This is a genomic window from Pseudarthrobacter sp. NBSH8, assembly GCF_014217545.1.
In the GTDB taxonomy this organism is placed as follows: domain Bacteria; phylum Actinomycetota; class Actinomycetes; order Actinomycetales; family Micrococcaceae; genus Arthrobacter.
Genome location: NZ_CP043178.1, coordinates 3,555,816 through 3,580,809, shown reverse-complemented (window position 1 = coordinate 3,580,809; position 24,994 = coordinate 3,555,816). Strand labels below are relative to the sequence as shown.

25 protein-coding genes and 1 pseudogene are annotated in these 24,994 nt (G+C 66.0%); 10 read left to right on the top strand and 16 right to left on the bottom strand.

The genetic code is table 11. From position 1 onward, the window contains the following. Positions 1–90: 90 nt before the first annotated feature. A complete protein-coding gene (locus FYJ92_RS16620) occupies positions 91–1,077 on the top strand; it encodes an ornithine cyclodeaminase family protein (RefSeq protein ID WP_185261682.1) in 987 nt (328 codons plus the stop codon). Positions 1,078–1,121: 44 nt separating this feature from the next. Next, positions 1,122–1,790 carry a GntR family transcriptional regulator gene (locus FYJ92_RS16615; protein ID WP_185261681.1) on the top strand — a complete coding sequence of 223 codons (669 nt, stop codon included), beginning with the start codon at positions 1,122–1,124 and terminating at the stop codon, positions 1,788–1,790. Between the two features lie 132 nt (positions 1,791–1,922). Here FYJ92_RS16615 and FYJ92_RS16610 read toward each other — a convergent pair whose 3' ends face one another. From FYJ92_RS16610 to FYJ92_RS16590, 5 genes are read right to left on the bottom strand one after another with little or no spacing between them, the layout of a single operon-like run. Then, positions 1,923–3,296, bottom strand: a complete 1,374-nt coding sequence (locus FYJ92_RS16610) for a DUF3100 domain-containing protein (RefSeq protein WP_185261680.1) — start codon at positions 3,294–3,296, stop codon at positions 1,923–1,925. Continuing rightward, the gene (locus FYJ92_RS16605) at positions 3,293–4,519 is read right to left on the bottom strand and encodes an amidohydrolase (RefSeq protein ID WP_185261679.1); all 1,227 of its coding nucleotides are present in this window, start codon (positions 4,517–4,519) and stop codon (positions 3,293–3,295) included. The genes FYJ92_RS16610 and FYJ92_RS16605 overlap by 4 nt, the downstream gene beginning before the upstream one ends. 41 nt (positions 4,520–4,560) lie before the next feature. Beyond that, entirely contained in the window at positions 4,561–6,108 is a 1,548-nt protein-coding gene (locus tag FYJ92_RS16600; protein WP_185261678.1) for an aldehyde dehydrogenase, read from the bottom strand. A 55-nt stretch (positions 6,109–6,163) separates the two neighbouring features. After that, positions 6,164–7,075 carry an NAD(P)-dependent oxidoreductase gene (locus tag FYJ92_RS16595; protein ID WP_185261677.1) on the bottom strand — a complete coding sequence of 304 codons (912 nt, stop codon included), beginning with the start codon at positions 7,073–7,075 and terminating at the stop codon, positions 6,164–6,166. Between the two features lie 51 nt (positions 7,076–7,126). After that, the gene (locus FYJ92_RS16590) at positions 7,127–8,026 is read right to left on the bottom strand and encodes a MurR/RpiR family transcriptional regulator (protein WP_185261676.1); all 900 of its coding nucleotides are present in this window, start codon (positions 8,024–8,026) and stop codon (positions 7,127–7,129) included. 144 nt (positions 8,027–8,170) lie between these two features. Between FYJ92_RS16590 and FYJ92_RS16585 the strand changes: the two genes are divergently transcribed. Together FYJ92_RS16585 and FYJ92_RS16580 are read left to right on the top strand one after the other, a co-directional pair. Beyond that, positions 8,171–8,809: a GPP34 family phosphoprotein gene (locus FYJ92_RS16585; protein WP_185261675.1), complete on the top strand. Its 639-nt coding sequence runs from the start codon at positions 8,171–8,173 to the stop codon at positions 8,807–8,809. Positions 8,810–9,042: 233 nt separating this feature from the next. Beyond that, positions 9,043–9,468, top strand: coding sequence for an ester cyclase (locus tag FYJ92_RS16580; RefSeq protein WP_185261674.1), 426 nt, complete (start codon positions 9,043–9,045; stop codon positions 9,466–9,468). Between the two features lie 26 nt (positions 9,469–9,494). Here the strand turns inward: FYJ92_RS16580 and FYJ92_RS16575 are convergent. The 3 genes and pseudogenes from FYJ92_RS16575 to FYJ92_RS16565 all read right to left on the bottom strand — a co-directional run bounded on the left by FYJ92_RS16575 (position 9,495) and on the right by FYJ92_RS16565 (position 13,067). Beyond that, positions 9,495–11,377: pseudogene (locus tag FYJ92_RS16575) on the bottom strand (Na+/H+ antiporter). Between the two features lie 71 nt (positions 11,378–11,448). Further along, positions 11,449–12,684: an NYN domain-containing protein gene (locus FYJ92_RS16570; protein WP_185261673.1), complete on the bottom strand. Its 1,236-nt coding sequence runs from the start codon at positions 12,682–12,684 to the stop codon at positions 11,449–11,451. Next, entirely contained in the window at positions 12,681–13,067 is a 387-nt protein-coding gene (locus tag FYJ92_RS16565) for a hypothetical protein (RefSeq protein WP_255482170.1), read from the bottom strand. The genes FYJ92_RS16570 and FYJ92_RS16565 overlap by 4 nt, the downstream gene beginning before the upstream one ends. A gap of 507 nt (positions 13,068–13,574) precedes the next feature. Here FYJ92_RS16565 and FYJ92_RS19180 point away from each other — a divergent pair. After that, a complete protein-coding gene (locus FYJ92_RS19180; protein WP_255482169.1) occupies positions 13,575–13,709 on the top strand; it encodes a hypothetical protein in 135 nt (44 codons plus the stop codon). Positions 13,710–13,822: 113 nt separating this feature from the next. Then, the gene (locus tag FYJ92_RS16560) at positions 13,823–14,167 is read left to right on the top strand and encodes a hypothetical protein (RefSeq protein ID WP_185261672.1); all 345 of its coding nucleotides are present in this window, start codon (positions 13,823–13,825) and stop codon (positions 14,165–14,167) included. Between the two features lie 110 nt (positions 14,168–14,277). Here the strand turns inward: FYJ92_RS16560 and FYJ92_RS16555 are convergent, their stop codons facing one another. Together FYJ92_RS16555 and FYJ92_RS16550 are read right to left on the bottom strand one after the other, a co-directional pair. After that, positions 14,278–15,384 carry a type I restriction endonuclease gene (locus FYJ92_RS16555; RefSeq protein ID WP_185261671.1) on the bottom strand — a complete coding sequence of 369 codons (1,107 nt, stop codon included), beginning with the start codon at positions 15,382–15,384 and terminating at the stop codon, positions 14,278–14,280. Between the two features lie 140 nt (positions 15,385–15,524). Next, positions 15,525–15,995, bottom strand: coding sequence for a hypothetical protein (locus FYJ92_RS16550; protein ID WP_185261670.1), 471 nt, complete (start codon positions 15,993–15,995; stop codon positions 15,525–15,527). Positions 15,996–16,231: 236 nt separating this feature from the next. Between FYJ92_RS16550 and FYJ92_RS16545 the strand changes: the two genes are divergently transcribed. From FYJ92_RS16545 to FYJ92_RS16535, 3 genes are all read left to right on the top strand, one after another. After that, positions 16,232–17,719, top strand: coding sequence for an HNH endonuclease signature motif containing protein (locus tag FYJ92_RS16545; RefSeq protein ID WP_185261669.1), 1,488 nt, complete (start codon positions 16,232–16,234; stop codon positions 17,717–17,719). Positions 17,720–17,946: 227 nt separating this feature from the next. Then, a complete protein-coding gene (locus FYJ92_RS16540) occupies positions 17,947–18,186 on the top strand; it encodes a hypothetical protein (protein ID WP_185261668.1) in 240 nt (79 codons plus the stop codon). 112 nt (positions 18,187–18,298) lie between these two features. Beyond that, positions 18,299–18,670: a VOC family protein gene (locus FYJ92_RS16535; protein ID WP_185261667.1), complete on the top strand. Its 372-nt coding sequence runs from the start codon at positions 18,299–18,301 to the stop codon at positions 18,668–18,670. 39 nt (positions 18,671–18,709) lie between these two features. On the opposite strand, the gene FYJ92_RS16530 is transcribed toward FYJ92_RS16535, so the two are convergent. Together FYJ92_RS16530 and FYJ92_RS16525 are read right to left on the bottom strand one after the other, a co-directional pair. Continuing rightward, positions 18,710–19,282 carry an MOSC domain-containing protein gene (locus FYJ92_RS16530; protein ID WP_185261666.1) on the bottom strand — a complete coding sequence of 191 codons (573 nt, stop codon included), beginning with the start codon at positions 19,280–19,282 and terminating at the stop codon, positions 18,710–18,712. Positions 19,283–19,384: 102 nt separating this feature from the next. After that, on the bottom strand, positions 19,385–19,657 hold the full coding sequence (locus FYJ92_RS16525; RefSeq protein WP_255482168.1) for a hypothetical protein: 273 nt from the start codon (positions 19,655–19,657) through the stop codon (positions 19,385–19,387). Positions 19,658–19,990: 333 nt separating this feature from the next. Between FYJ92_RS16525 and FYJ92_RS16520 the strand changes: the two genes are divergently transcribed. Then, positions 19,991–21,091 (top strand): D-TA family PLP-dependent enzyme, encoded by a 1,101-nt coding sequence (locus tag FYJ92_RS16520; protein ID WP_185261665.1) that lies wholly within the window; start codon positions 19,991–19,993, stop codon positions 21,089–21,091. Positions 21,092–21,177: 86 nt separating this feature from the next. On the opposite strand, the gene bcp is transcribed toward FYJ92_RS16520, so the two are convergent. From bcp to FYJ92_RS16500, 4 genes are all read right to left on the bottom strand, one after another. Continuing rightward, on the bottom strand, positions 21,178–21,645 hold the full coding sequence (gene bcp, locus FYJ92_RS16515; protein WP_185261664.1) for a thioredoxin-dependent thiol peroxidase: 468 nt from the start codon (positions 21,643–21,645) through the stop codon (positions 21,178–21,180). A gap of 68 nt (positions 21,646–21,713) precedes the next feature. Continuing rightward, on the bottom strand, positions 21,714–22,436 hold the full coding sequence (locus tag FYJ92_RS16510) for a winged helix-turn-helix domain-containing protein (protein ID WP_185261663.1): 723 nt from the start codon (positions 22,434–22,436) through the stop codon (positions 21,714–21,716). 11 nt (positions 22,437–22,447) lie between these two features. Beyond that, the gene (allB, locus tag FYJ92_RS16505) at positions 22,448–23,809 is read right to left on the bottom strand and encodes an allantoinase AllB (RefSeq protein WP_185261662.1); all 1,362 of its coding nucleotides are present in this window, start codon (positions 23,807–23,809) and stop codon (positions 22,448–22,450) included. Further along, positions 23,802–24,989 (bottom strand): glycerate kinase, encoded by a 1,188-nt coding sequence (locus FYJ92_RS16500; protein ID WP_185261661.1) that lies wholly within the window; start codon positions 24,987–24,989, stop codon positions 23,802–23,804. Before FYJ92_RS16500 ends, allB begins: the two co-directional genes overlap by 8 nt. Between the last annotated feature and the right edge of the window lie 5 nt (positions 24,990–24,994).

The following is a 24,994-nucleotide window of genomic DNA, read 5'->3' as shown; positions in this document are numbered from 1 at the left end:
CAAACGCGACGCTGTCCCCGACCACCTTCCTCCTGCCCGAGCCGTCTGAGCTACCCGGCAAACGCGCCCTCCCAACCCAGAAAGCCACCCATGACCTTGATTCTTAAAGCCTCCGAGCTCCAGACCCTGGCCGATATGCCGGGGACCATTGCCGCCGTCGAACGCGTCTTTGCCGGCCTCAGCCGGGGCACCGCCTTTCAGCCGGCGCCGGACTCGCTCCTCCTGCCGTCCTCGGACGCGAGGTTCCTGCCGATGGCAGCGCTGTCCAGCGCCGAGGAGCTCGCGTCCGTCAAACTACTGGCGGACATCCCGGCAAACCGGGAGTCCGGCCTGCCCACGCAGCGGTCCACGATCATGCTTGTCTCCCAGCTAACCGGCGAAACCCTGGCCATCCTGGACGGCAAAGTCCCCACACGGGTCCGCACTGCCGCTGCCAGTGCGGTGGCGACGAAGCTCCTCGCGAGGCCCGGCAGCACCACCCTGGGACTGGTCGGTGCAGGCGCCCTGGCCGTTGCCCACGTGGAAGCCATGCTGGCCGTCCTCCCGATTGAAAACGTCGTGGTGTGGTCCCGTTCCGCGGACACGGTCGCCGCCTTCTGTGACGAGATTTCCCACTACGGCCTGAACGTCACGCGGGCGGCCAGCGTCCGGGAAGTGGTGGCGGCTGCCGATGTGCTGTGCACCCTCACGCCGGCCGTTGAGCCGGTGGTTAGGGGCGAGTGGTTCCAGCCCGGGCTGCACGTGAACGCCGTCGGATCCCGTCCGCGGGCGGACCACCGGGAGATTGATTCGGCGGGCATGGTGAGGGCCAGGGTCTTCGTGGACAGTCTGGCCACGGCCAGGGCCAAATCAGGCGGGCTGATCATCCCGGTGGCCGAAGGTGTGATGAGCTTTGAGGATGTGGAAGCCGAGCTCGGTGACGTGGCGGCGGGGACAAAAGCAGGTCGCCTGGGTGATGAGGACGTAACCTTGTTCAACTCGGTTGGTATAGGTCTGCAGGATCTTGCCATCGGGCGGCTCCTGTACGACGCTGCGCTCCATCAGGGGGTTGGCACCCGCGTGGAGCTGAATAACTGAGTAAGCGCGGAAGTATGGTTTCGCAGCAATAACGGGAGGAATGAATGGCCGTCCAAGCGGAAGCCCCGGCGTCCTCGGCTGATACTGCCCGGGCCCGGATCCGGGAGTTGATCATCTCCGGTGACTTCGCGCCGGGGTCCCGGCTCAGGGAACGTGAGCTGTCCCAGACTCTGGCTGTTTCCCGGGTGCCCGTCCGGGAAGCCCTCCAGCAGCTCGAAGCCGAAGGCTTCATTGACGCCTCCCCCCGGCGTGGTGCCACCGTCAAGCAGATCACCCTGCGCGACGTCAACGAGCTCTTTGAGGTGCGGCTCAGCCTGGAAGTCCTCGCCGCACGCCTCGCGGCCCAGGCCGCGGCAAGAGGCCAGCCGTCGTCGCGGCTGCAGCAAATGATGGACCAGGCAGAAGAAGCAACCCTGCGCCACGACCATGCGCAGATACCGCTCAGCAATACGGCCCTGCACGCAGAGATCGTGGCGATGGGGGGCAACTCGCTGCTGGAGTCCTCCATGAAGCCCCTGCTGGGCAGGATGCAGTGGCTCTTCACTTTGACCGGGCACCGTGACCCCCAGGTTCAGTGTGCGGAGCACCTGAGCCTGTGCCAGGCCATTTATGACGGCAAGCCGGACCTGGCGGCGGCGCTGGCCTTCGCACACGTGGAGCTGGGCCGTGAACCGTCGCTCCAAGGACTGGCCGGGCGCCTCCCCGAAAGCTGACGACGGCGGGAGGTCCCGCCGTCGACCGTTCACCTTCGCCGCGAAAGCAGTGGGGAGGGGTGGCCCAATGCGGGGTCACTTTTGGCCCAATAAGTGCCTATTATTGGGCCGTAAGTGACCCCGCGTTGCATGTTAGTGCCAGAGCCCGAGGGCGAACTCCGCTATCACGGTGGAGAGCAGGAAGGACGCGGTGATGGCCACCAGGCCCACCGGGATGATCTTCCAGCCGATGTTCTTCAGCAAGGGGATGTCCTTGCCCAAAGACAGGCCCGCGAGCGTCAGCATCACCGTGGCGATGGACAGGAAGTCGACCGTCTTGATGACCGTTGTGAGCGACTCCGCCCCGAAGAACCACGGGCTGGAGATGTAGGCGCCGATCGTGGTGATGTAGACGATCGCCGAAATCTTCTTGGTAACCTTCGCCAGGGCAACGCTCACCAGGACCAGTGCCAGCATGATTCCGTACCCGGCGACGATCGTCAGGCTGAAGCCCTTGGCCGCCACCGACGCCGTGCCGATGCCCAGGACCGTCAGGACGGACAGGGACAGCCACAGCGGGAGCTTGATGGCTGCGGAGGATTCGGCAACCCGCTCGCGGAACCGGCGGTTTTCTTCGGCCTGGACCTCTTCCCGCTCAATGTCGGCCAGGCCGCGCTCGGCGGGGGCCCCTGCTGTGACCGCCGCAGCTTCACGGGTCTGCCTGCGGGTGAGGAGCTTGTAGAAACGGTCCGCAAGCGGCAGCGCGATGTAGATGCCTACGTAGACGCCCAGGATGGTGGTGATCAGGTTGGACACCGCCGCCATGCCCAGGATGGCTTCCTGGTCCGCCGGGTAGGCCGCGATGATACTCGCCGAGGACGCCGCCATCATGGAGCCGGATCCCACGCCGGCGCCCATCGCCAGGGCCAGCGGATCGAAGATCTTCCAGTTGGCCACCAGTGAAGTGAGCAGCGTAATGTACACGGCGCCGAACAGCGTTCCGAAGACATACATGGCCAGCACTCCGCGGTACTGGTCCGAGTCGGGGCCGTACTTTTCGGAGACCATGGCGAAGGACGGCTCCCGGTCAAGGGAGAACGTAGCGCCCACCGTTGCCTTGCCCATCCGGAGCAGGACGGCCAGGGGGAGCGCCAGCATGATGGTGCCCAGCAGGTGCCCCACTTCCTGCAGCAGCAGGGCCGGCCCTGCTTTGATCAGGCTGGGGAGGCTGGGCCCGATGTTGAACGCCAGCCTGGCCACCAGCAGCAGCACGGCCACGCCCACCAGGGCGGCGGCGATCCGCTGCAGGTCCAGGCCCAGGGGCTTGAACTTCTGGATGGAGACCAGGAGCCCCAGGATGAGGCCCCAGACCATGGGGAAGATGACGATTGCGCCGATTCCGATATCGATCTTGGCCTGGCCGATGAACTGGACGGCCAGCGCGATGACAAAGGCCAGGGCGGCGACCGGAAGCGTCAGCCGGGCACCAGCTTTGTCGATCCGTGTGGTTTTGGTGCTGGTACTCATGATGTGCCTTCCTGAGTGAGAGTACGACGGCGGTATGCCGCTTTGGTGAAGCGTTCCCGTTCGGTGGGGGTTGAGGCCGCGGCGGCGACGGTCCAGGCCAGCGCGGTGGCTGCCTCGAACATCACGCCGTACGCCCCGGCGGTGTCGGCCAGCGCGGCGAACGCGTGCGAGTGAATGGGTACGTTGGCCCCGGGAATGCTGAGCCAGGGATGCAGGGACGGGATGACCTGGGAGATGTTGCCCATGTCGGTTGACCCGCCGCTGAGGCCGGCCGAGGGCGAGGTGTCCTTGCCGAACGCGTCCATCGCCGCCGTCCAGTGCGCAGCCAGGGCGTTGTCCTGGAGCAGCGGTTCGTAGAGGGGCTCCGTTGCCTCGATGTCCAGTGTGGTTCCGGTGGCCAGCGCGGCCCCTTCGAAGCAGCGGCGGACCCGCTCAAGCAGCGCCTCGTATTCCGGCAGGGTGAAGGCGCGGCACTCAAACTGGATCACCGCCCGGTCCGGAATGATGTTGGTGACGTGGCCGGCCTCGGCAACGTACAGCGCGATGCGGTGGTCGCCGGGGATCTGCTGGCGGAGCAGACCAATGGCCACCTGGCTCAGGACGGTTGCATCGGCGGCGTTGACGGCCTGGTGCGGCGCTGCCGCAGCGTGCGCGGCCTTCCCGGTGAACGTCGCCTTGTACCGGCCCACGGCCTGGGCGCTGGTACCGGCCGGGTTGTACGTCAGGCCGTCCTGAACGGGGTGGACCATCAAAGCCAGCCCGACGCCGTCGAACCCCCCCTGTTCCAGCATGAGCACCTTGCCGCCGCCGTGTTCCTCGGCGGGCGTTCCGATGGCCTTCAGTGTGATGCCCAGTACGTCGACGTAGGGTTGCAGCGCAAGGGCCGCTGCGACGGAGGCGCCCGCGATCAGGTTGTGCCCGCAGGCGTGGCCGATGTCCGGGAGTGCGTCGTATTCCACGCACAGCGCGACGGTCAGTTCACCGCTGCCGGCGCTCGCCGTGAACGCGGTGGGCAGGCCCCCTGTGCCGCGCTCCACCGCGAAACCGCCCTCTGCCAGCAGGGCCGCAATGGCCTCGGCCGAGCGGACCTCCTCGAACGAGATCTCCTTGTGGGCGTGGATTTCCCGCGCCAGGGCCTGGACCCGGGGCTTCCAGCGTTCGACGCCGTCCGCGAGGGCCCCGCGGAGAGTAGCCATCGCGGGGGTGGTGTCTGTCAGTTCCATAAGTACCTGCCTGCTTCAGTTGGACGCATGAGGAGGACGCTTTAGTAGGACAGCGAGGGGAAGGGGGAACCTGCCGCGCACGTGGGAACCCAGATGGCCTTCGTCTGGGTGTACTCGTCCAGGACCCCGGGGCCGGAGGAACGGCCGTGGCCGGAATCGCCGAAGCCGCCGAACGGGACCGCCACGTGGATGGTTTTGTAGGAGTTGATCCAGAACGTACCGGCCTTCACCGCGCGGGCAACGTGGTGCGCCCGGGAAACGTCGGAGGTCCACACCGCACCGGCCAGGCCGAAATTGGTGTTGTTAGCGCGCGCGATGGCCTCAGCCTCGGTGTCGAACGCATCCGCACCCACCACGGGGCCGAAGACCTCTGTGGTTTCGAGCCGGTTCGACGGCGTGACGCCGTCCAGCAGCGTCGGCATGACCCAGTGCCCGCCGGCCAGCGCTGACCCGGCCAGCGCGTCCGGAAGCGCGGCCCCCGTGACCCGGCGGCCGCCGTCGTTGATTCCTGCCGCGATGAGGGAGTTGACGGTGGCGAACTGCTGGGCCGTGATGATGGGGCCCACCTCGGTGTCCGCGCTCAGCGGGTCGCCGAGCCGCAGCCGGGCAGCCTTCTCGGCGACCATTTCAACGAACTGGGCGTGGACGCTGCGCTCCACGAGGAGCCGTGATCCGGCGACGCAGGACTGACCGGCACCGGAGAAGATCGCCGAGACGGCGCCGTCCGCGGCCCGGTCCAGGTCGGCGTCGGCAAACACGATGTTGGCGCTCTTGCCGCCGAGTTCCAACAAGGCGGGGATGCCGGCCTGCGCTGCCGCGACGGCCACCCTGCGGCCGGTGGGGACGGAGCCGATGAAGCTGATCTTGCCGACGCGGCGGTCAGTGGTGAGGGTGGCGCCCACGGTCTGGCCCAGCCCTGCGGCGACGTTGAAGACGCCGGCGGGGAGCCCTGCTTCGTGGGCCAGCTGGGCGAGACGGACCGAGGAGGCCGGGGTGAATTCGCTGGGCTTGACGATCACGGCGTTGCCGGCCGCCAGCGGGGCGGCGGAATTCCAGCCGGCGGTGAACAGGGGGGCGTTCCACGGGGTGATGGCGACGACGACGCCCCACGGCACACGCTCGGTGTAGGTGTGCCAGTTGCCGGGGACGGGGATGGTCTGGCCGGTCAGCTTGTCTGCCCAGCCGGCGTAGTAGCCGAACATTTCGGCCACCTTGGCGGCTTCGACGCGGGCGTCACGGATGGGCTTTCCGGTGGTGGCCGACTCGAGGATGGCGAGTTCCTCGCCGTGCGCCTCGACGACGCGGCTGACGTTGCGGAGGATGGCTGCCCGTTCGAAGCCGTTCAGCGCGGCCCAGGCCGCCGCGCCCGCCGTCGAGCTTTCCAGGATGGCGTTGGCACCCTCGGCGCCGGGGTCCGAGTAGGTGGCGAAGGGTTCGCCGGTGGCGGCCGCGGTGAGCGTGATGCTTTCGCCGCTGCCCGAGACTACTTTGCCGTCAACGAAGGAGCCGAGGCCGGTTGGGAAGGCTGCGTCCAGGACGGCCCGGGCGGTGGCTGCCGAGGAGGAGGCGGGTGCTGTGGTGATGCTCAAGGTGGTGGTCCTTCGGGGCTGGGGGGAGTGGCTGCTTAAGCGACGGGAGCGGTGCTTAGTTGTCCGGGCTGGTGCTGGGGGCGCCGGCGGGCGTGATGGCCGGGGCGACGGTCCTGGCGATTTCGGTGAAGTCGGCCCGCGGCCCGAGGGCGGCCAAGGCCTCCTGCCACTGGCCTGCGACGGCGGCGAGCAGTGCCGGCTTTTCGCCGATCTGCGCGGCGACCTCCACGGCGAGGGCGGCATCGCGTGCCATCAGGCCCAGCGAGAAGCCCGAATTGTGGGTGCCGCTGAGGACCCAGTTCGGATACATGTTCGCGGAGACTTTGCTGCCGCCGGAGGCTTCGCTGATGCTGGCGGCGGCCGTGGCGGGATCGATGCCGTAGGCCTTGGCGACGCCGAGGGCCTCGCCCACGGAGACCAGGTTGGCCGCGGCCAGGACGTTGTTGAGGAGTTTGACCACGTTGCCGCTGCCGGGGCCGCCGATGTGGCTGTACTTGCCGCCGGTGAGGGCGAGCAGGACAGGTTCGGCCGCTTTGAGGGCGCCGTCGGTTGCGCCGACGAAGGCGCTCAGGGATCCGGTTGCGGCGCCGTCGCGGCCGCCGGACACCGGCGCGTCCACGAAGGCTGCCCCCTGTGCTTCCGCCAGCTCTGCCATGTGCTTGCTGGTGCCCGGTTCGGAGGTGGTGGTGTCGATGATTGCGACGGTTCCGGGTGCTGCCAGGAGTTGGGGCACAGTGGTTTCCACCATGCTGGCCGCGGGGAGGGAGAGGACCGCGTAGGCGGTTCCGGCGACGTCCGCGAGGTCGGCGGTGGTGGCGATTCCTGCTTCGGAAGCGGCAGCCCGGGCGGAGTCTGACGGGTCGAAACCGGTGACGTCCCACCCGGCGCGGTGGAGGGTGGCGGCCATCGCTCCGCCCATGGCGCCGAGGCCTATGACGGCGACGCGGCGGTGGGTGCTGGTGTTCATAAAAACTCCTGGGAAAGGTATGCGGTGTGGGGCCTGTCAGTGGTGCCGGGGTCAGTCGAGATAGATGTCCAGGTCTTTCCAGAGCTGCTGGGTGCGGCGGATGGCGGTGCGGCTGCGTTCGGGGTGCGCCGCCTCCATGCCCGCGAGCAGGCCATAGACCAGGGAGTTTGCGCCGGTGACGGACTGGAAGAAGGAGATCCCTTCCGAGGCCACCACCAGGAGGTGGTCGGCCGCTGCTGCGAGGCGGCCGCGGCGCATGTCGCTGATGGCAATGACCGTGGCGCCCGCCTGCTTCGCGGCCTCGGCGGTGACAATGATCTGCCGGATGGAGCGCCACATGTTGATGACCACCAGTACATCCCCGGGGCCAAGGGTGTTGGTGCTGGAGGCGAGGTGGACGCCGCCGCGGTTCTCCAAGGTGATGGGGTAGCCCATAGTGGAACCCAGGTGTGCCATGACGCTGGCGGGCCCAGCAAACGAGCCAAGCCCGACGACGGTGATGGACTTCGCGGCTGCCATGGCAGCAATGGCGGCCTCGGCGTCGTCGGCCGTGTTGGAGTCCAGCGTCAGGCGCAGGTTCTCGATGTCGTGGTTGATCGCGTCGTGCAGGGGGCTGCGGTGTTCGCCGTGCTCGGTCAGGGTGTCCTCGGTGGAGATCATCACGAGGTACCGGGAGCGCAGTTCCCGCTGGAGGTCGGGCCAGCCGCGGTAGCCCAGATGCTGGGCGGCGCGGACCACCGTGGAATTGTTGACATCGGCGCGCTGGGCAATTTCGGCGATGTCGGCGTAGGAGGAAAGCTGCGGATTGCGGCCGATGACATCCACCACCCGGCTCTGGGCCTTGGACAGCGGAACGTCGGGGAATACGTCGCCGAGCCAGGCATGTGTAAGGTTTCCGGGCGTGCTGTCGCCTGCCGTACCGTCTTCAAGACCGACCGCATTGGTGTCCAAACCGGACCTCCTCTGTAACGTGCATCACTCTGCAAGGCTGATTGCATTAAATGTACTCTGCAATTTCGATTGCGGATAGGGTTTTTGGTTTCCGGCTTGTAAATCATCGTTGTGGTGGGCGCCCCGCTGCGCGACCATGATCATATGGATGCCAACATTCAGAACGGCGGGGAGCTAAGCCTTCCCCAGGCCCTGCTCCTCCTGGCCACCAATGACAAGGACGGCCAGACCGACGTGCCGGCGGTCGTCCTGAGGGCCGCATTGGCCGGTGCGGTCCTGGCCGAGCTGGACCTGCTCGGTGCAATCGAGCTACAGGGGAAGCATGTCAGGGCTACCGGCGCCACCCCGCACACGGACTTCCAGCACCAGCTGGAGCTCATCCGGGACAAGTCGCGCCCGCACACTCCCAAGCGGTGGGTCTCGATGCTGGAGAGCCGCGCTGAGCTGCACCGCATCTATGAGGGCATGGCGTCGCTGGGCATCGTGGAACGTGTGGGCGAACGGCACCTTGGCCTGTTCAGGACCACACGCTACCCGGAGAAGGACCACGCTCCGGAGGCGGCGCTGCTGAAAAGGATCGAAGCCGCACTCGGCGGCGGATCCTCCGATCCGCGTACCGCCGCACTGATCGCGCTGCTCCACTCGGCGGAGATGCTCGGGAAGATCTTCCCGGCGGCGGATCAAAGCCATGTGAGGGAAATGGCAAATGACTATTGGCCGTCACGCGGGGTGGCTGGCGAGCTCCGCATGATCAGGCTGGCGGACGCGGAAGCCGCCACGTAGGCAAACGAACGACGGCGGGAGGTCCCGCCGTCGTCCGCCTGTCCAGAGCTCGACCGCTTTGGGCTTCAGCTCGGCTGCTTCCCGGCTGCAGGGAGATCTCTGTTGAAGCTCGGCCGGCTTCACCTACCATGGCCAGCCCCGCGGGTTTAGACTGGCCTGCCACGGGACACTTGACTGCCTGCACAGATGAGCCGGTCCGAGTACGAACCCCGTGTACAAACGGAAGGACGGCCGTGGAATCTGAGGACAACAAAACGCTCGTGCGGCGCTTCTACGCCGAGATCGACGCCGGGAATATCGATGCGATGGATGATTTGGTCGCTGAAGACTACCTTGACCATAATCCGCCCTTCCCCGGGCTGCCGGCAGGACGCGAAGGCCTGAAACAGGCCTTCCGCATATTCTGGACGGCGACGCCGGGCACACACGAGATTCACGACCAGGTCGCCGAAGGGGACAAAGTGGTCACCAGGCTGACGGCGACCGGTCGACATGAGGGCGACCTCCCCGGACCGCTGCCTCCCACAGGCGCCGAACTACGAGAGACCGCGGTGGCGATCCATCGGGTCCACAACGGAAAGATCGTCGAGCACTGGTCGGACCGCGACGACCTCGGGCTGATGCAGCAGCTCGGTGTGATCCAGATGCCCGAAGGTTAGCTCCCCCCGCAACGGACCTCCCGCCGTCACCCCAGCAGGTCGTCCTGGTAGCACCAGCGCCAGTCTTCTCCCGGCTCGATGCTCCGCATGACCGGGTGCCGGGTCCCGTCGAAGTGCTTGGAAGCGTGGGTTCCGGGCGAGGAATCACAGCACCCCACGTTGCCGCAGGCCAGGCACATCCGCAAATGAACCGTCGTCGTGCTTTCCCGCAGGCAGTCCGCGCAGTAGGCGCCGAGGGGCACCTCCAGGGACCGGGCCGACTCCAGGTGGCCGCACACCCCGCCCGGCCTCGCGACCCCTTCGCCGCCGCCCTCGCCGGAGGTGTCCACCTCGTCCAGCGCCACGTCCAGCATGGATTCCTCAACGTCCAGCCGCTCGAGGACGTCACTCAGGACCTCCCGGGCGTAGGCGCCGCCGCGCCGCCGCGCCGCAGCTCCAGCACCGTGGCCCGTTCTGCTTCCAGCATGGCAAGCCGCAGCCGGGCGTAGCGCTCGCTGGGGGTCGCCGTTTCCGCCGACGGCCGGCGGAGCCGTTCCCAGGCAGCCAACCCGCGCTCCTGGGTGCGCCGTTTCAGCATGGCTACGACCTCCGGCGGATCGTCGTCCGTACGCAGTTCCTGCAGACGGGCCACGCCGGCAGCGGTGGCCAGCTGCATCAGTGAAGCCTGGTTCAGTGCGTCCTCGCGCTGGTCCGGGCCCTGGACCCGCAGGAGCCGGACCAACGCCGGAAGAGTGAAGCCCTGCAGCGTCAGCGTGCCGCCGACCACCACCAGGGCAGCCAGGATCAGCACCGGACGGTGTTCCAGATCCGCAGGCAGCACCAGGACCGCGGCCAGGGTGACCACCCCGCGCATCCCGGCCCAGGAGACAATCGCCGCGAACTGCCATGGCGGTGCCGGGTCGTCCCACTGCACGGCCGGAATCAGCCGCGGCAGGTACGTCGCCGGGAATACCCACACCGGCCGGAGCAGCAGCACCGCCAGTAGGATCAGAGCGCAGCCGGCCCAGATCCGGCCAGCGCCAAGGGAGTCGTCCTGGACGCCCTCGATGATGGTCCGCACCTGCAGCCCGATCAGCAGGAACACCGCGTTTTCCAGAAGGAACTGCACCGTGTTCCAGTTGCTGCGCTGGCTCAGCCGGGCGGCACCGTTGGGCATGGATGGCGCCTTGGTGCCCATCACCAGCCCGGTAACGACGACGGCGAGGACACCGGAGGCGTGAATCGCTTCCGCAGGGAGGTACGCGACGAACGGGGCCATCAACGACGTCGAGGTGTTGATCGCGACGTTCCGGATCCGTTTGCGAAGCGCGGTCAGCACGTAGGCGACGGCCATGCCCACCACCAGCCCGCCGCCGGCCGCGAGCAGGAAGTTCCCGGCGATCCCCGCTGCGGACACGGACCCCGAGATGGCGGCGATTGCGGCACGGAGGCAGATCAGTGCGGTGGCGTCGTTGACCAGGGATTCACCCTCAAGGATGGTGACGATCCTGCGCGGCATCCCCACCTTCCTCGCGATGGCGGTGGCGGCCACCGCATCCGGCGGCGCCAGGACTGCACCGAGGGCGATCGCGGCGGCCAGCGGGATCTCCGGGAACAGCCACCAGACCACAAAGCCCACGGCGATGGTGCCGAAGATGACATAGCCCACCGAGAGCAGCCCGATGGCGCGGCGGTTGGAGCCGAAATCGAAGAGGGAAGTCCGCAGCGCCGCGGCGTAAAGCAGCGGCGGTAACAGGCCCACGAGGACCAGTTCCGGATTCAGCTCAATGTGCGGAACGAAGGGGAGGAAGGAACCGGCGACGCCGGCCAGGACCAGCAGCAGCGGAACGGAAATGTTGAGCTTACGGCCCAGTGCACTCCCGGCACAGACCACTGCGACAAGTACCAGAAGTCCCAGTGCGATCTCCATTGGGCCATTCTCTCAGGCTGCACGAAAAGCTGTCCGGGCCAACCAAGAAACTTCGCCCGCCTTAGCTGCTGTTAAGCGTCCAGTAGTCCGCCGCTGGCCCAGCGCCGGACGGCGAGTTTCTCGGCGGCGTCGAACTCCAGCAGCGCCACCCGGCAGAGTTCCTCCACGTTCGCGGTCCAGGCTGCGGCCAGGCCTTCGGCCGTCGCTTCGTCGGTGAGCGGGAAATTGACGTAGGCCAGGCCTTGAAGGACAAAGCTCACGGCGTTGCGGGAGACCGGCTGGTCCGCGGTGACGCAGTCATCCCGCACCAGCCGGGACAGTTCGGTGCGGTTGAGGGGATGCTCGCGAAGCCTGGCTGCCATGGCCTGGAACATCTGCCGGAACTGGGCTGCTGAAAGTGCGGGCACATCCGTGACCCTGGTGACCTGCTCCTCGATGCCGGGCTGGAGGTCAGCGGGCGCAGGGAGATCCTCGCTCGCAAACCGCTTCGCGTCCCAGACCCAGCCACCCTGTGCCGGGGAGTATTCGACGCCCTGGCCGATCTGGGACACCCAGGTCCCGAACTTTCCCCAGCCGCCCCAGTCTGTCTTCAGGGAGGGCTCCGCCGTGAGGGCCCGGTGGGCCACCATCGCGCCGTTCACCGGACCCGGGGCGGCGCGGACAAACCCGAGGACCTCACGGATGGCGGGCGAGGCGGACTTGGCTTTCGCCTTCCCCGCCGGCGGGACAGCCGGCTGTTTCCCGGACGCCACTGTATGGACCGGTTCCACGGTTGAGCCGTTGAGGATGGCGACGAAGTCGTGCGATTCCACTACGTTATCCGCCATCTCCCGGTAGGCGAAAGCCACGGCGCCGGCCGCGATGACTGTGGTCATCCGGTCAGCGGCCCGGAACCGCTGGATCAGGGACGTGAAATCGGCGTCAGCGGAGGCGATGAAGAACTCTTCGATGCCAACGTTGCCGGACAGTGCATCCATTGCGTCAAGCACCAGATTGATGTCCGTGCTGCTCTTGCCCCGCTGCGTCAGCGACGGACAGTCGATCACGCGGAAGCCGGCGCGGGTCCAGTATGTTCTGTATTTCGAGTACACCACCGGATTCAGGTAGCAGTTGCGGATCAGGAACCTGCGGGCGTCCTCCCCGGAACCGCCTGCTGACAACGCGTCTGCCCAGTGCTTCGGGTCTTCGGCAAAGCGCTTCGCCGCCAGTGGATCCAGCGCCTGCAGGCCGGTGAAGACATTGTCGAAATCAACAAACATCGCAGCCCGGATGCCTGGCCTGCGGGAGGGTGAGAGGGCGTCATTCATTGGCTCAGTTTGGCAGTATCGGCGCCAACTGGCGACCGTTCCGGCTGCGCCACGCCACTCGTATTGTCCAGCCCGGCCGAACCTGCATAAAGCGGGGCAATCTTGCCCAGCTGCATCTCGCGGCGAAGCACACGGTTAGTTACCGGCATGGCCACACACCCGCGGCTATGCTGTTCCGATTTGAAGAAACGCGAGGTCTCACCCGGGGTGTCCCGCAAGGTCTTGAGCAAGGGGCTCAGGACGTCCACAACTTCCATTCCACGGGTCGCCGGGGCCGCCCAGAAGGCCATCCTCAGTCCGATGCGGTAGGAGTCGTCCTCGCGGTCAAGGAATCCCTGGGAGGTCAGGTTCGTGACCAGACGCTGCACTGTCGACATGGGCATTCCGGTGTGCTCGCGGACCCTGAAATAAAACTCACGCAAGACGGTGGCCGCATCCGAATCCACTCACCCCTCCGCAGGGTGCGGTTGGCGGGTGCCGCGTAGGCCTCGTAACAAAACCCTGCCGGCCGACGGATGCGCACTTGTGCGGGGTGAAATTTCGCATCCGGGAATTAATGTTCTGAATAGCAGCACGAAATATCCTGATCAGCATGCGAGTGCTCTACGCATTTATGGAGCGAAACTCTGGACGGTCAACTCAAGAGGTCGACGCCCGGCCAGATGGGCAAATCTACATTTCCTAACGGAGTTTTTAATCCGGAAATCCGAAAAGCCGCGACGGCAGCCAGTGGGGGCAGCAAAGCGCGCCTGCGGGGCCCCGCTGCCGGCGCGTATGCCCCGAGGGAGTCCTCTCTCACCGCCTTGTGGTGCTTTTTTCGGGAAACTAGCATAAAAAATATAAGTGTGTATGGTATCTGGTAGATACAAACAAAGAAAGGTGTAATTCCAATGTCAGGAAAATCGCCCAAGAGCGTCAGTGCCAAAAAGCCGGGAAAGTCTATTCTCGAAAAAAGAGCCGACAAAAAAGCTAAAAACGAAACCAGTGAAACTCTGTTCGCAAAGCCGCGCAAAAACCAGCGCTAATAAACTCGGGCAGCCGGATGCGAGACTCCTAGCCCCGTTCGGCTGCCCGCCACCACTTTTTGCCGGCCTGAGGCCGCAGCTGAGAACATCGTTTCAGTCGCAAGGACAAGACCATGAACACCACATACAACGCCCTGATCGTCCCGGCGCACCTCACTCAACCGGTGCGCATCGAAACCGTGGACACGGTCATGGCGGCACTGCAAAAACTGGTTGCAGGAAACGTCGAATCCATCACCAGCAGAGACTGGCATGTCTACTTGAACGACGCGGGGCCCCGCCTCCCCCAGAACGCGCGGGCCGAAGTGCTCATCCGCGAAGCGGGCGTCTTTCTCGACGACACCCTCAACGGCACGGCGGTGTTCCTCGGGAACGGACGCCGCGGGGATGAATCAGACGCTCCCCGGCACCTCATCCGGCTTGCCGAGCAGCTTTTCGACGTGCCACTGGCGGCCTGACCTCGAACGGCGCGGCATTACATAGGGAACGGCACCAAACGCAAGCGGACGACGGCGGCACTTCCCGCCGTCGTCCGCCTGTCCAGTTTCACGAAGCCTCGCGTGGCCGCTCAGTTGATTGAGGGAGACGCGCTGAGGTAACTCTTTACGCTGGCGCGGAGGGCTTCGGTGTGTTCGTAGATCTCCTCGAGGGAGGAAATAGGGACGCGCGTTTCTTCCTTGTTGTCGTCGAAGATCCCGATGTATTTCTGCGTCCGGTTGAAGTGCAGGCGTGCGATCGGTTTGCGGTTGTTATCGTCCAGCAGCACGGCGAAGTAGGACTTGGCATCGCGCTGGACCACGCGGGCGGGCTTGACCTCGCTGCAGACGATGGCGCGGACGATCTGGTAGCCTTCGATCTCCTCAAGGGTGGTCTCCAGGGAGTCAGCGTTTGCCAGGTCGGCTTCCGCCACCGGCGCGCTCGTGACACTTGCGGCCGCGTCCTCAGCCTGCGGGAAGCCCGGGGCGCCGAGGGCTTTCTTCAGACGCTCGTTCACCTGGTCGTTGAGGAACTGCTTGGACGCTTTGGTCACTAGCGCCGTGAACTGCTCACGCACTTTCTGCGTGTACGCGCCGGGGTAGACGCGGCCGGTGAGGAACTTGATCCATTCGTCCTCCGGTTCCTTGAACTGCGCCGCCAATGTCCGTTTCAACTCGCCGATGTACTTCAGTTCACCGGCGGCATTGATGATCGAGTCGAGGTCAAAGACGTCCTTGGACAGCTTCTGCAGCTCCGGGATCAGGGACTCATCGATATCAGTGAGGTCCAGGACCAGGAAGGGCTTCGCGTCCATCCGGTTCGGAGCATCGAGATCCGTGAAGAATTGGTACACCTCGCCATTGGTAAGGATCGCAATGCGCGCGTTCGTCACGGCGAAGTAGCGGAAGAGCTGTGACGCGTGCTCGATTTTCACCGGCTCGGTGGACTTCTTGCACTCGATGAGGATCTGGACTTCGCCGTCTTTGACGATCGCGTAATCGATCTTCTCGCCCTTTTTCAGGCCGACATCGGCGGTGAACTCCGGCACCACTTCCATTGGATTGAAGACGTCATAGCCAAGAATCGTTGAAATGAAGGGCATCACAAACGCGTTCTTTGTTGCCTCTTCGCTCTGGATTACTTCTCGCTGCTGGCGCACCTTTGCTGCCAAAGCCGAGAGCTTTTCTGGAAACTCCATTTTTCCCCCTTGAAAAACTGATGGTGCTGCTCACCGTAACGCACCAATCTCAGAACTCAATGGATTCGGGTCCACCGCTTGCCAACCAGGCTGTTCCTCGCGTTCACAGGCTTCAGTTCGCCGGGAGGTGCAGGGGGCTTCTACTCGGGCGCAGCCGTTGAGATCCCGCTCAGCGTGCCAATGTAATCCAGCGTTTTGGGACTGACGTGCCGCACCTCCGCTAAGGCTTCCCGAAGGACGGCACCCTTGGTCTGATCACTGAGCGCGCCGCGGAGTTCCGCTACCGTTTCGATGCCGAGACGCTCGAACACGCGCGTGATGTCCTCTACTTGGGCCAGGCGGCCAGGCGACGGCCAGTCGATGACTTCCGAGAGCTTCCCCGTATTCAGGTGCTGCCGGAACCCGCTCGTCGTGGCGGCATCCGGCCATTCCGCGACCAGGGCTTCGACGCGAGGCTTGACGGTTTCGTTGTAGTTCTGCCGGCGCTGGAGCGTGGAATCGACAATGATGGCGCCGACGTGGTCCCAACCGCGGCTGGCTTCGGTCGAGGCGTCGGTGCCGTGTGAGTCCATTGGCGCCGGAGTGTTGGCAGCATCATTATCGGTAGTCATACCTGAATACTTCCACGTGTCGTGCGACGGCGGGGCCTCGCGCCGTCGTTCGTGGCGCCATCCCGACACGACTCGTATCTCAGTCCGGGGAGGCCAGGGCCGGCGGGGACGATGGTTTCACAACAGAGAAATGGTCCGGGCGGTTGCATCGATCGCCAAGGACCGGCTCCCATTTTGGCCACACGCCCCAAATCCGTTCTCGCTTAAATGTCAGACCCTCACTAGATGATGGAGACATGGGAAACGCGGCGGTGGTGAAGGCATATGCGGACATCATTGCCGCCATTGCTGTGCTGAATTCCGTCCTGAACGGGGCTGGCGGGTCTGGTTCTGAAGTGTCATCGGAGGCTGAACTTTTGGGTGGATTGGGCGATAGGTGCCTGGACGTCCTCTCCGGCGCCGCGGGAGTGGAGGCGCGGATGGCTGCCCTGAAGGCCCGGGCCGCTGTGAAATATGCGGACACCGTCCAAGCTGTCGCTTCGCCGGGTGCGCCGGTGCAGGCGCAGGAGATGGCGGTGACCGCGGAGGTCGCGTGCGCGCTGACCATCGGCGACCGGGCTGCGGGTGCGTTGCTGTACCAGTCACAAATGCTCACTACTGCTTTGCCGCTGACCCTGTCCGCGCTGCAGGCGGGCAATATTTCGTGGCAGCACGCGCGGGCCATGGTGGATGAAGCCGCAACCCTTGACCCGGCCGGTGCCGCGGCCTTGGAAGCCCACTTTCTGGACCCGGATGCGCCGAACGCGGCCGCTGGTTGTCCCGCAGGGGAAATGCCAGCGTCCCGGTTCCGTCACAGGGCCCGTACCTGGCGCGAACGCCACCATACGGAGAGTATCGAGAAGCGGCACGCAAAGGGTGTCCTGGACCGTCGGGTCGAGTACGCCCCGGATCAGGACGGGATGGCCTGGCTCTCGGCCTACCTCCCCGCGGACCAGGCGGCCGGGATCTGGAACCGGAGCACTGCGATCGCCCGGGGTTTGCAGGGGCCGGACGAGCCCCGCACCCTCACGCAACTCCGGGCCGACGTCTTCGCCGCGGCCATCCTCGGCAGCGGGAACCCGGCAGGACATGAACCCGGGCAGGTTCCGCCACCGCGGGCTCACGTCCTCGTGACGGTCCCTGTGTTTTCCCTGCTCGGCGCCACCGAGGAACCGGCGATGCTTGACGGCTACGGTCCTATCCCGGCGTCGATGGCCAGGGCCCTCGTGGCGAACGGGGCCGATTCGTTCTACCGGGTCCTTGTTGACCCGCGCGACGGGGCGCCACTCGAGATCGGCCGCGCCAACTACCGTCCCACCAAGGCCATGCGGAACTGGCTCCGGCTACGTGACGGCAAGTGCCCCTTCCCTGGATGTTCCAACCATTCACTGGACAACGAAGCAGATCACCTCCTTGCCTGGGCCAAGGGCGGAACCACCGGCGTGTCGAATTTGGGTCAGCCCTGCCCCAAACATCACCGCTTGAGACACACGAGCGCCTGGAAACCCACGCCAGGCACCAAGAACGAACCGCCTGGCTGGATATCACCCACTGGCCGGCACTACAAGAGTGAACACCAGGACTGGGAACCGCCACATTGGCCTACGGAACCAAACCCGGGAGCGTGCGGGAACGGGCGCCAGCTCCCAGCGCGGCGTGAAGGTAGCGGCGATCCGGATTTTGTTCACACCGGGCTGTCTCTGGGAGAGGACGGGGTGGAACGGCTCCTCCACTCCACCGCCTGACGGGGTGCCCATGACCAGCGTTCGCCTGCACCCTGCGCAGTGCTGGCCTCAGTCTGCCTCCGGGTTCTGCCGCCGGTGATCGCAACCCCGGAGCCCGGCAATCCGCGGTGCGCCAGTGACAAGCGGACGCAGGCGGGACCTCCCGCCGTCATTCGGTTGGACATGTCGTTGGGTTGGACATGAAGTGGCGTCTTCCCGACACTGACTCGCGGTGGGACGATTTCAGTATGAGTGAAAAAATCGCTGACGGCCCGCAGGAGCACGGCCCGCACCAGCACGCCCACGCCGCGCCGACAACGCAACAAATGCGGACCGTAGGTCAACGCCGCCGGCAGTCGGAGGAAAAATTAGAGCAGCACCTCGAGCAAGCCCGCCACAGAGAAGATCCGCACCACGATGCGGTGCCTGAGTCCGAGGAGGCGGGTCCACTGACCACCGAGGGCGAAGGACCCACAGAGGAGAAATAATGCGGGGGAGCGCTGCTTAACGTACGCGGACGACGGCGGGACCGCCCGCCGTCGTCCGCGTGCGCCTGTCGGTATCATCGGAGCATCCGTCCCACTATGAGTGGAGTTACCCATGCAGCTCGGCGCCTCTTCGATCAGCCTCACCGTTAAGGACATCGCGGCGTCGGCTGCGTTCTACGAGAAACTCGGCTTCACGAGTTTTGGCGGCGACATCACGCAGAACTGGCTGATCCTCAAGAACGGCGAGACCGTCATTGGCCTCTTCCAGGGGATGTTTGAGAAGAATATGCTGACGTTCAACCCGGGCTGGAGCCAGAACGCGGAAGCACTGGATTCCTTCACTGATGTGCGCGACCTCCAGCGGGAACTCAAGGCACAGGGCGCGGAGTTCGTTTCTGAGGCCGATGAAGCTACAACCGGGCCGGGCAGTTTCATCGTTGTGGATCCCGACGGTAATCCGGTGCTCGTGGATCAGCACGTCTGACCTGCAGGCGGCCCACTCTCTCACCAGGGTGCCGTTAAGCTAGGGCAGCCGCGACGCCCGCAAAACCGTGGCCTCGCCGGCGCGCCTGGGCTCGAGCGGCACGGGGCTGACCAGCACCGCCGGCCCGCGGTGCAGGACGCCGTCGGAAATTACCCGGCACCGCACGCCGCCGCGCCCGCGCATTGCTTTGTGCGCGCCCGCGGCGAGCATCTCATCCATCCAGACGCAAGGGTGTGCGGGCCGCCCGGCCGTCAGGCGCACCAGGTCACCCTGGGATTCCAGGGTGAAATCGTGTCCCAGCAACGGGGCCAGATGGGCCCCTCGGAGCACAACGTTGCGCCGCGTCAGGAGCGGGTCAAACGGCCCCGTTCCCAGCTCTGCGGCGATGGCCTCAAGGGACTCAATGGCAAACAGCGTGACTGCCGCGTCCATGTGCGCGGCCTTGCCGAAGAACCGGTCACCCACGATGCCCTTGCCCGCCACTAGTTCGGCTCGCGCGGCATCCGTGGTGGGGACCTCCGCGGCACCCTCGCGGGCCCGGCCGAAGTACGCATGCGCCGGAGAAACCAGCAGATGCAGGACCTCCACGTCGTAGCGGTAGCTTTCCGTCATGCCACCAAACTACCGCCCTCCGAGGCCGGCCGGTCGGCACCGGAGGAACGGCCCTAAACGCAAACGGACGACGGCGGGAGGTTCCGCCGTCGTCCGCTCGCCTTATTGCCGGGCCTGTTCGCGCCTTTCGTGTGTCTGCCCGTACGGGACATCGCGGCTGACGGCGACGGTGTAGCTGGTGAAACTGTGCTGTGTGACCAGGATGCCGTGGCGGCTTTCCGTCATGGCGTGTTCGCGGGCCATTTCCACGGCGGTGTTGAGGTCGTTTTCGACGGTGTCAGGATCGTGGGCTGTGATTGCCAGGACAAGGTCAGAGTGGCGCTTGATCATGGTGGTCTCTTTCTCGGCGGGATCCCGGGACTCTGGGGTTCGCACAGGCTTCCGGGGCCGGGTGCACCCGGGGTAGCGGAAAGCGGTGGTTCCAGGAGGGGTTGCCCGGCATCTCTGATGGGGCGGTGGCCGGCCGAATTGTCCGGCGGGCTGGATCTGCGGAAGCATTTGTTCCTGCGGATCTGTAGTCAGTGTGCCTGAAGCCCCTGCCCCGAGGCAATAGGTACGCCGAAAAATCCGGGGCCCAGCTAAACGTCAGCTGACGGCGGCGGGAGGAACTCCAGCTCTGGTTTGCGCATTACAACTTCTGCAGTCCGGATCGACGGTCAGTGTGTATACAGAGAGTATGCGATGACTCTTTCCACGTAGAGTGTCAAGATGACCATCCCAGCCGAAATCGACACACCTGAGATCATCATTGACCGGGACGTGCTCCAGCGAAATATCGACCGCATGGCAGCCGCCGTCCGTGCAAAGGGCCTGCACCTTCGGCCGCATGTCAAGACGCACAAAGTCCCCGAAATCGCTGAAATGCAGCTGGCAGCCGGAGCCGTCGGGCTGACAGTGGCCACCCTCGGAGAGGCCGAAGTCTTTGCAGAGCACGGGGCCAAAGATATCTTCATTGCGTATCCTCTCTGGGTCGGTCCCCGGCAGGCTGAACGGCTCCGGCGTCTTGCAGCAAAAGCCAGGATCGCAGTTGGACTGGACTCACGGGAAGCAGCCGAAACCATGGCCGCGTCACTGGGCGGTGCCGTCGGGGAGATTGAAGTGGTGCTGGAGATCGACAGCGGCCATCACCGCAGCGGGATAGCACCCGACGCCGTCGTCGGCGTCGCCCAGGCCGCAGCGCGGGGTGGGCTGCGCGTCACGGGGATTTTCACGTTTCCAGGGCACAGCTATGCTCCGGGCATGCCGTTGAAGGCTATGGACGAGGAACGGCTGGCCCTCGGCGAAGCCGCAGGCCTGCTTACCGCGGCAGGTTTCCCCATCGCCCAACGCAGCGGCGGATCCACACCCACCGCCACACTCACCGCCGGCGACTCCGGAGCCACGGAAGTCCGGCCCGGCGTATACGTTTTCGGAGACGCCCAACAACTGGAACTGGAACGCTGTGCGGCCGAAGACATCGCACTGACCATCGCGGCAACAGTCGTCAGCCGCCATGAAGGCACTGACCTCATGCCGCGGAGGGTCATCCTGGACTCCGGCAGCAAGATCCTCGGCGGGGACCGGCCCGGCTGGACCACCGGATTCGGGCGGCTCCTGGACCATCCGGAAGCCCGGATCACCGCACTGTCAGAACACCACGCCACCGTTGTATGGCCGGAAGAGGCAACGCTGCCGGCTCTCGGAGACCGGCTGCGTGTGGTCCCCAATCACGTCTGCATCGCCATGAACCTCGTCGACGACGTCACCGTGGTCAGCGGCGGCAAAATCGTGGACCGCTGGCACGTGGCCGCACGCGGACGAAATAAATAACCCGCAACAAGCAGCTACGACGGCGGGAGGTCCCGCCGTCGTGCGTCCGCTCGGCTGGGGCCTTGCGCGTGTCAGGCCGGCGAAGCTTAGAGGCCGAGCTCTGCCTTGAGCGCTGCGACGTGGCCCTGCGCCTGGATCTGGTACTGGGTGAGCGTGACCTTGCCTTCGGCGTCAAGCACCACTGTGGAACGGACCAGCCCGTCAACCACTTCGCCGTTCACGAGCTTCTCGCCCCAGGCGCCGTAGGCGAGCGCCACGGCGTGGTCCTGGTCGGAGAGCAGCGGGAACGTCAGGGCGAAGTCGCCGGTGAAGGCCGCCAGCTTCTCAGGCGCGTCCGGGGAGATGCCCAGGACCTCGTAGCCGGAGGACTGCAGGCTGGCGAGGTTGTCGCGGAAGTCGCAGGCCTCCGTGGTGCAGCCGGGGGTGGCGGCTTCCGGGTAGAAGTACACAATGACGTTGCGTCCGCGGTAATCGGAGAGGGAGACCTTGTGGCCGTCTGCGTTGAGCAGTGCGAAATCGGGGGCCTGGGTTCCGGCGAGGAGTTTCTGGGTCATGTGAGGATCCTTGACTTGTGGGGCAACCGCCGTGGCCGACGATCAAATCTATGGGTGCAACGCACTGCCTAGATGCAGTATTCCGCGGGTCCGCGGACAGTGCTGCCCGGTCCGGGCACAAACTGGTAGCCGCCACCGCGCACCGTGGCGATGGCGTGGCGGGCGGAGCCCAGCTTGCGCCGGACGCGGCCAACATACACGTCGATGGAGCGGAATGCGGCGCCGGGGCAGTCCAGCGACTCGAGAACGCGTTGCAGTTCTTCACGTTTAATCGGACGCGACTGGTTCTCCACGAGGTACCGCAGGAGGCTGAATTCCATGAAGGTCAGGCTGACCGGAACACCGTCCAGCAGGACGGTGTCCGCAGCCAGATCCACAGATACGACGCTGCGCCTCCCGGCCAGGGAGACCGGCGGGGAGACCAGCGGTGCGGCGACGGCGGCAGGACCGTTTCCGGCGCCGGACGCCGTTCCCGAAACGTCAGCGCCGTCGAAAACGGCTGAACGGTCGGCAGCGGCTGCAGCGTCCGAACCTTCGACGCCGGGAGTTCCGGTTCCGGCCGCGGTCCACAGGTGGATTCCGGCTTCCGGAGCGAGCTGCCGGGCACGTGCCAGGACCGCTTGGGCAGCCTGGGCCCAGACCGCTGGGTCGATCTCCTGGCCTTCACACGGCTGGAGCCACACCGCCAGGCCGCGCGGCTGAAGCCCTGGCTGAGGGCCGGGACGAGCTCCCGGGCTGAAGCCAACGCCGGCGCGCGGCCGCGGGTAGGGGGCGTGGACGTTTACGGCCATCGCGCTGCGCCTCAGACGCCGCCGCGGCGGATCAGCTTGCCGCTGGGCGTGCGGCCGTCGATCTCGTTGCCGCGAAGGAACGTTTTGCGGACGACGCCGGAGAGCGCCTTGCCGTCGTAGGGCGTGATGGGGTTCTTGTGCTTGAGCTTGGTGACGTCGACGACGAAAGCGTCGTCCGGCGCGAAGATGGAGAAGTCCGCGTCGTAACCGAGGGCAAGCTGGCCCTTGTTGTGCAGGCGGGCCAGTGCGGCCGGCTTCTCCGCCATCCAGGACACCACCTGTTCCAGGGTGATGCCGCGGTGCCGGGCCTCGGTCCAGATCAGGGACAGCCCCAGCTGCAGTGATGAGACGCCGCCCCAGGCCACGGCGAAGTCGCCGTTTTCCAGGTCTTTCAGGTCCAGGGTGGAGGGGGAGTGGTCCGAGACGATGCAGTCGATGGTGCCGTCCTGCAGGCCCTTCCAGAGCAGCTCGCGGTTGGAGGCCTCACGGATTGGCGGGCAGCACTTGTAGGCGGTGGCGCCGTCGGGGATTTCCTCGGCCATCAGGGTGAGGTAGTGCGGGCACGTCTCCACGGTGAGGTGGACGCCGTCGCGCTTTGCACTCGCGATCATGGGCAGCGCGTCGGAGGACGAGAGGTGCAGGATGTGGGCGCGGGCGCCGGTCCAGCGGGCGCGCTCGATGACCTCGGCGATGGCCTTGTTCTCGGCGCCGCGCGGGCGGGAGGCCAGGAACGTTTCGTAGTGGTCGCCGCCGGGGTGCGGGGCGCGGTCGATCGCGTGGGAGTCCTCGGCGTGGACGATCATCAGGGAGTCGAAGGACTTGAGCTCGGCCATGTCCTCCTCCATCTCGTCCGCTTCGAGGTGCGGGAATTCGTCCACGCCGGAGTGCAGCAGGAAGCACTTGAAGCCGAAGACGCCCTCGTCATGCAGGCCGCGGAGGTCCTTCTTGTTGCCCGGTACGGCACCGCCCCAGAAGCCGACGTCCACAAACGCCTGGTCCTCGGCCACTTCGCGCTTGAGCTTGAGGCCTTCCACGGTGGTGGTGGGCGGGATGGAGTTCAGCGGCATGTCGATGATGGTGGTGACACCGCCGGCGGCGGCTGCGCGGGTGGCGGAGGCGAAGCCCTCCCACTCGGTGCGGCCGGGCTCGTTGACGTGGACGTGTGTGTCCACGAGGCCGGGGATGAGGGTTTCGTCGTCGGCCAGGTCGATGACCTGCGCGCCGGTGAGGCCGTTGCCGAACGGTTCGATGGCGACGATCACGCCGTCGCGGATGCCTACTTCGCGGGCGGTGATGCCTGCGGTGGTGAGGATGCGCTGGCCGCGGATGACGAGGTCAAACGAGCCGGCCGCCGGGGTGGTTTCTTCAGACATGGACGTTCTCCTTGGTGTCGGTACGCGCTGCACTCGCGGGCAGGTGCACTCCGATGTGCTTACCTAATTCTTCAAGCAGCGGGCCTGCTTCGGCCATACATTTCTCTACATTGGACTCAAAATCGGTCAGGGCGTGAACTGCCCTGAACCCGGCTTCCGCAAGCTGTTCCGGGCTCAGCGTACTGCGGCCGCAGACGGCAATCACGGGGATTCCGGCGCGCGCCGCGGCGCGGGCCACCCCCATGGGGGTCTTGCCGAGCAGGCTCTGCTCGTCCAGGCTGCCTTCGCCGGTGATCACCAGGTCCGCGCCGGCCAGCCGCTGCTCCAGTTCAGTGAATTCGAGTACGACGTCGATGCCCGGCCTGCGTGCCGCGGCCAGCGCCGCGATGGCAATGTAGCCGACACCGCCGGCTGCACCTGCGCCGGGTGCGACGGCGGCATGCTCGGCGCGGACGCCGATCTCGCCGGCAAGGACCGAGACAAAGTTCGTCAGCGCCGCGTCCAGCGCGACGACGTCACTCGGTGCCGCGCCCTTCTGCGGTGCGAAGATCGCGGCGGCGCCGCTGGGCCCCAGAAGGGGATTGTCGACGTCGGATGCCAGGGTGAAGCGGGAATCCTCCAGCCGGACGTCCAGGCCGGAGAAATCGATCCGGTCCAGGCGGGCCAGCGCGGCCCCGCCGCCGGGGAGCTCGTTGTCCTCGGCGTCCAGGAGCACTGCCCCGAGGCCCTGAAGTACGCCGGCGCCGCCGTCGGTGTTGGCGCTGCCGCCCACACCCAGGATGAACTTGCGGCAGCCCAGGTCCAGGGCGGCCCGGATCAGTTCGCCGGTGCCCAGGCTCGTTGCGATAGTAGCCGTTGCGGAGTCCGGGCCGCCGCCCTGGATGACGGAGGGCAGCAGCGCGAGCCCGGAAGCTGCGGCCATTTCGATCACGGCCTCCCGGCCGCGGACCGCGAAGTCGGCCCGGACCGGCTGGCCCGTGGGGCCGGTGACGGTGGCGCTCCGGCGGGTGAAGCCGGAGCCGACGGCGGCGTCGAGGGTGCCCTCGCCGCCGTCGGCCACCGGAATGAGTGTGGTCTCAAGGTCCGCCACAACTGACTGCAGTCCCGCGCTCAGGCGGCTGGCGACGTCGGGGGCGGACAGCGAGCCCTTGAACTTGTCCGGGGCGATGACCACACGCATTCCGG

Coding starts and splice junctions, on each gene's coding strand:
- bcp (WP_185261664.1), bottom strand. CDS start 21,645: ATGACCCAGAAACTCCTCGCCGGAACCCAGGCCCCCGATTTCGCACTG.
- FYJ92_RS16510 (WP_185261663.1), bottom strand. CDS start 22,436: ATGGCCGTAAACGTCCACGCCCCCTACCCGCGGCCGCGCGCCGGCGTT.
- FYJ92_RS16605 (WP_185261679.1), bottom strand. CDS start 4,519: ATGGAACTGACAGACACCACCCCCGCGATGGCTACTCTCCGCGGGGCC.
- FYJ92_RS16570 (WP_185261673.1), bottom strand. CDS start 12,684: ATGAATGACGCCCTCTCACCCTCCCGCAGGCCAGGCATCCGGGCTGCG.
- FYJ92_RS16550 (WP_185261670.1), bottom strand. CDS start 15,995: ATGACTACCGATAATGATGCTGCCAACACTCCGGCGCCAATGGACTCA.
- FYJ92_RS16540 (WP_185261668.1), top strand. CDS start 17,947: ATGAGTGAAAAAATCGCTGACGGCCCGCAGGAGCACGGCCCGCACCAG.
- FYJ92_RS16555 (WP_185261671.1), bottom strand. CDS start 15,384: ATGGAGTTTCCAGAAAAGCTCTCGGCTTTGGCAGCAAAGGTGCGCCAG.
- FYJ92_RS16585 (WP_185261675.1), top strand. CDS start 8,171: ATGGATGCCAACATTCAGAACGGCGGGGAGCTAAGCCTTCCCCAGGCC.
- FYJ92_RS19180 (WP_255482169.1), top strand. CDS start 13,575: ATGTCAGGAAAATCGCCCAAGAGCGTCAGTGCCAAAAAGCCGGGAAAG.
- FYJ92_RS16620 (WP_185261682.1), top strand. CDS start 91: ATGACCTTGATTCTTAAAGCCTCCGAGCTCCAGACCCTGGCCGATATG.
- FYJ92_RS16565 (WP_255482170.1), bottom strand. CDS start 13,067: ATGCCCATGTCGACAGTGCAGCGTCTGGTCACGAACCTGACCTCCCAG.
- FYJ92_RS16595 (WP_185261677.1), bottom strand. CDS start 7,075: ATGAACACCAGCACCCACCGCCGCGTCGCCGTCATAGGCCTCGGCGCC.
- FYJ92_RS16520 (WP_185261665.1), top strand. CDS start 19,991: ATGACCATCCCAGCCGAAATCGACACACCTGAGATCATCATTGACCGG.
- FYJ92_RS16610 (WP_185261680.1), bottom strand. CDS start 3,296: ATGAGTACCAGCACCAAAACCACACGGATCGACAAAGCTGGTGCCCGG.
- FYJ92_RS16535 (WP_185261667.1), top strand. CDS start 18,299: ATGCAGCTCGGCGCCTCTTCGATCAGCCTCACCGTTAAGGACATCGCG.
- FYJ92_RS16545 (WP_185261669.1), top strand. CDS start 16,232: ATGGGAAACGCGGCGGTGGTGAAGGCATATGCGGACATCATTGCCGCC.
- FYJ92_RS16560 (WP_185261672.1), top strand. CDS start 13,823: ATGAACACCACATACAACGCCCTGATCGTCCCGGCGCACCTCACTCAA.
- FYJ92_RS16500 (WP_185261661.1), bottom strand. CDS start 24,989: ATGCGTGTGGTCATCGCCCCGGACAAGTTCAAGGGCTCGCTGTCCGCC.
- FYJ92_RS16530 (WP_185261666.1), bottom strand. CDS start 19,282: ATGACGGAAAGCTACCGCTACGACGTGGAGGTCCTGCATCTGCTGGTT.
- FYJ92_RS16615 (WP_185261681.1), top strand. CDS start 1,122: ATGGCCGTCCAAGCGGAAGCCCCGGCGTCCTCGGCTGATACTGCCCGG.
- allB (WP_185261662.1), bottom strand. CDS start 23,809: ATGTCTGAAGAAACCACCCCGGCGGCCGGCTCGTTTGACCTCGTCATC.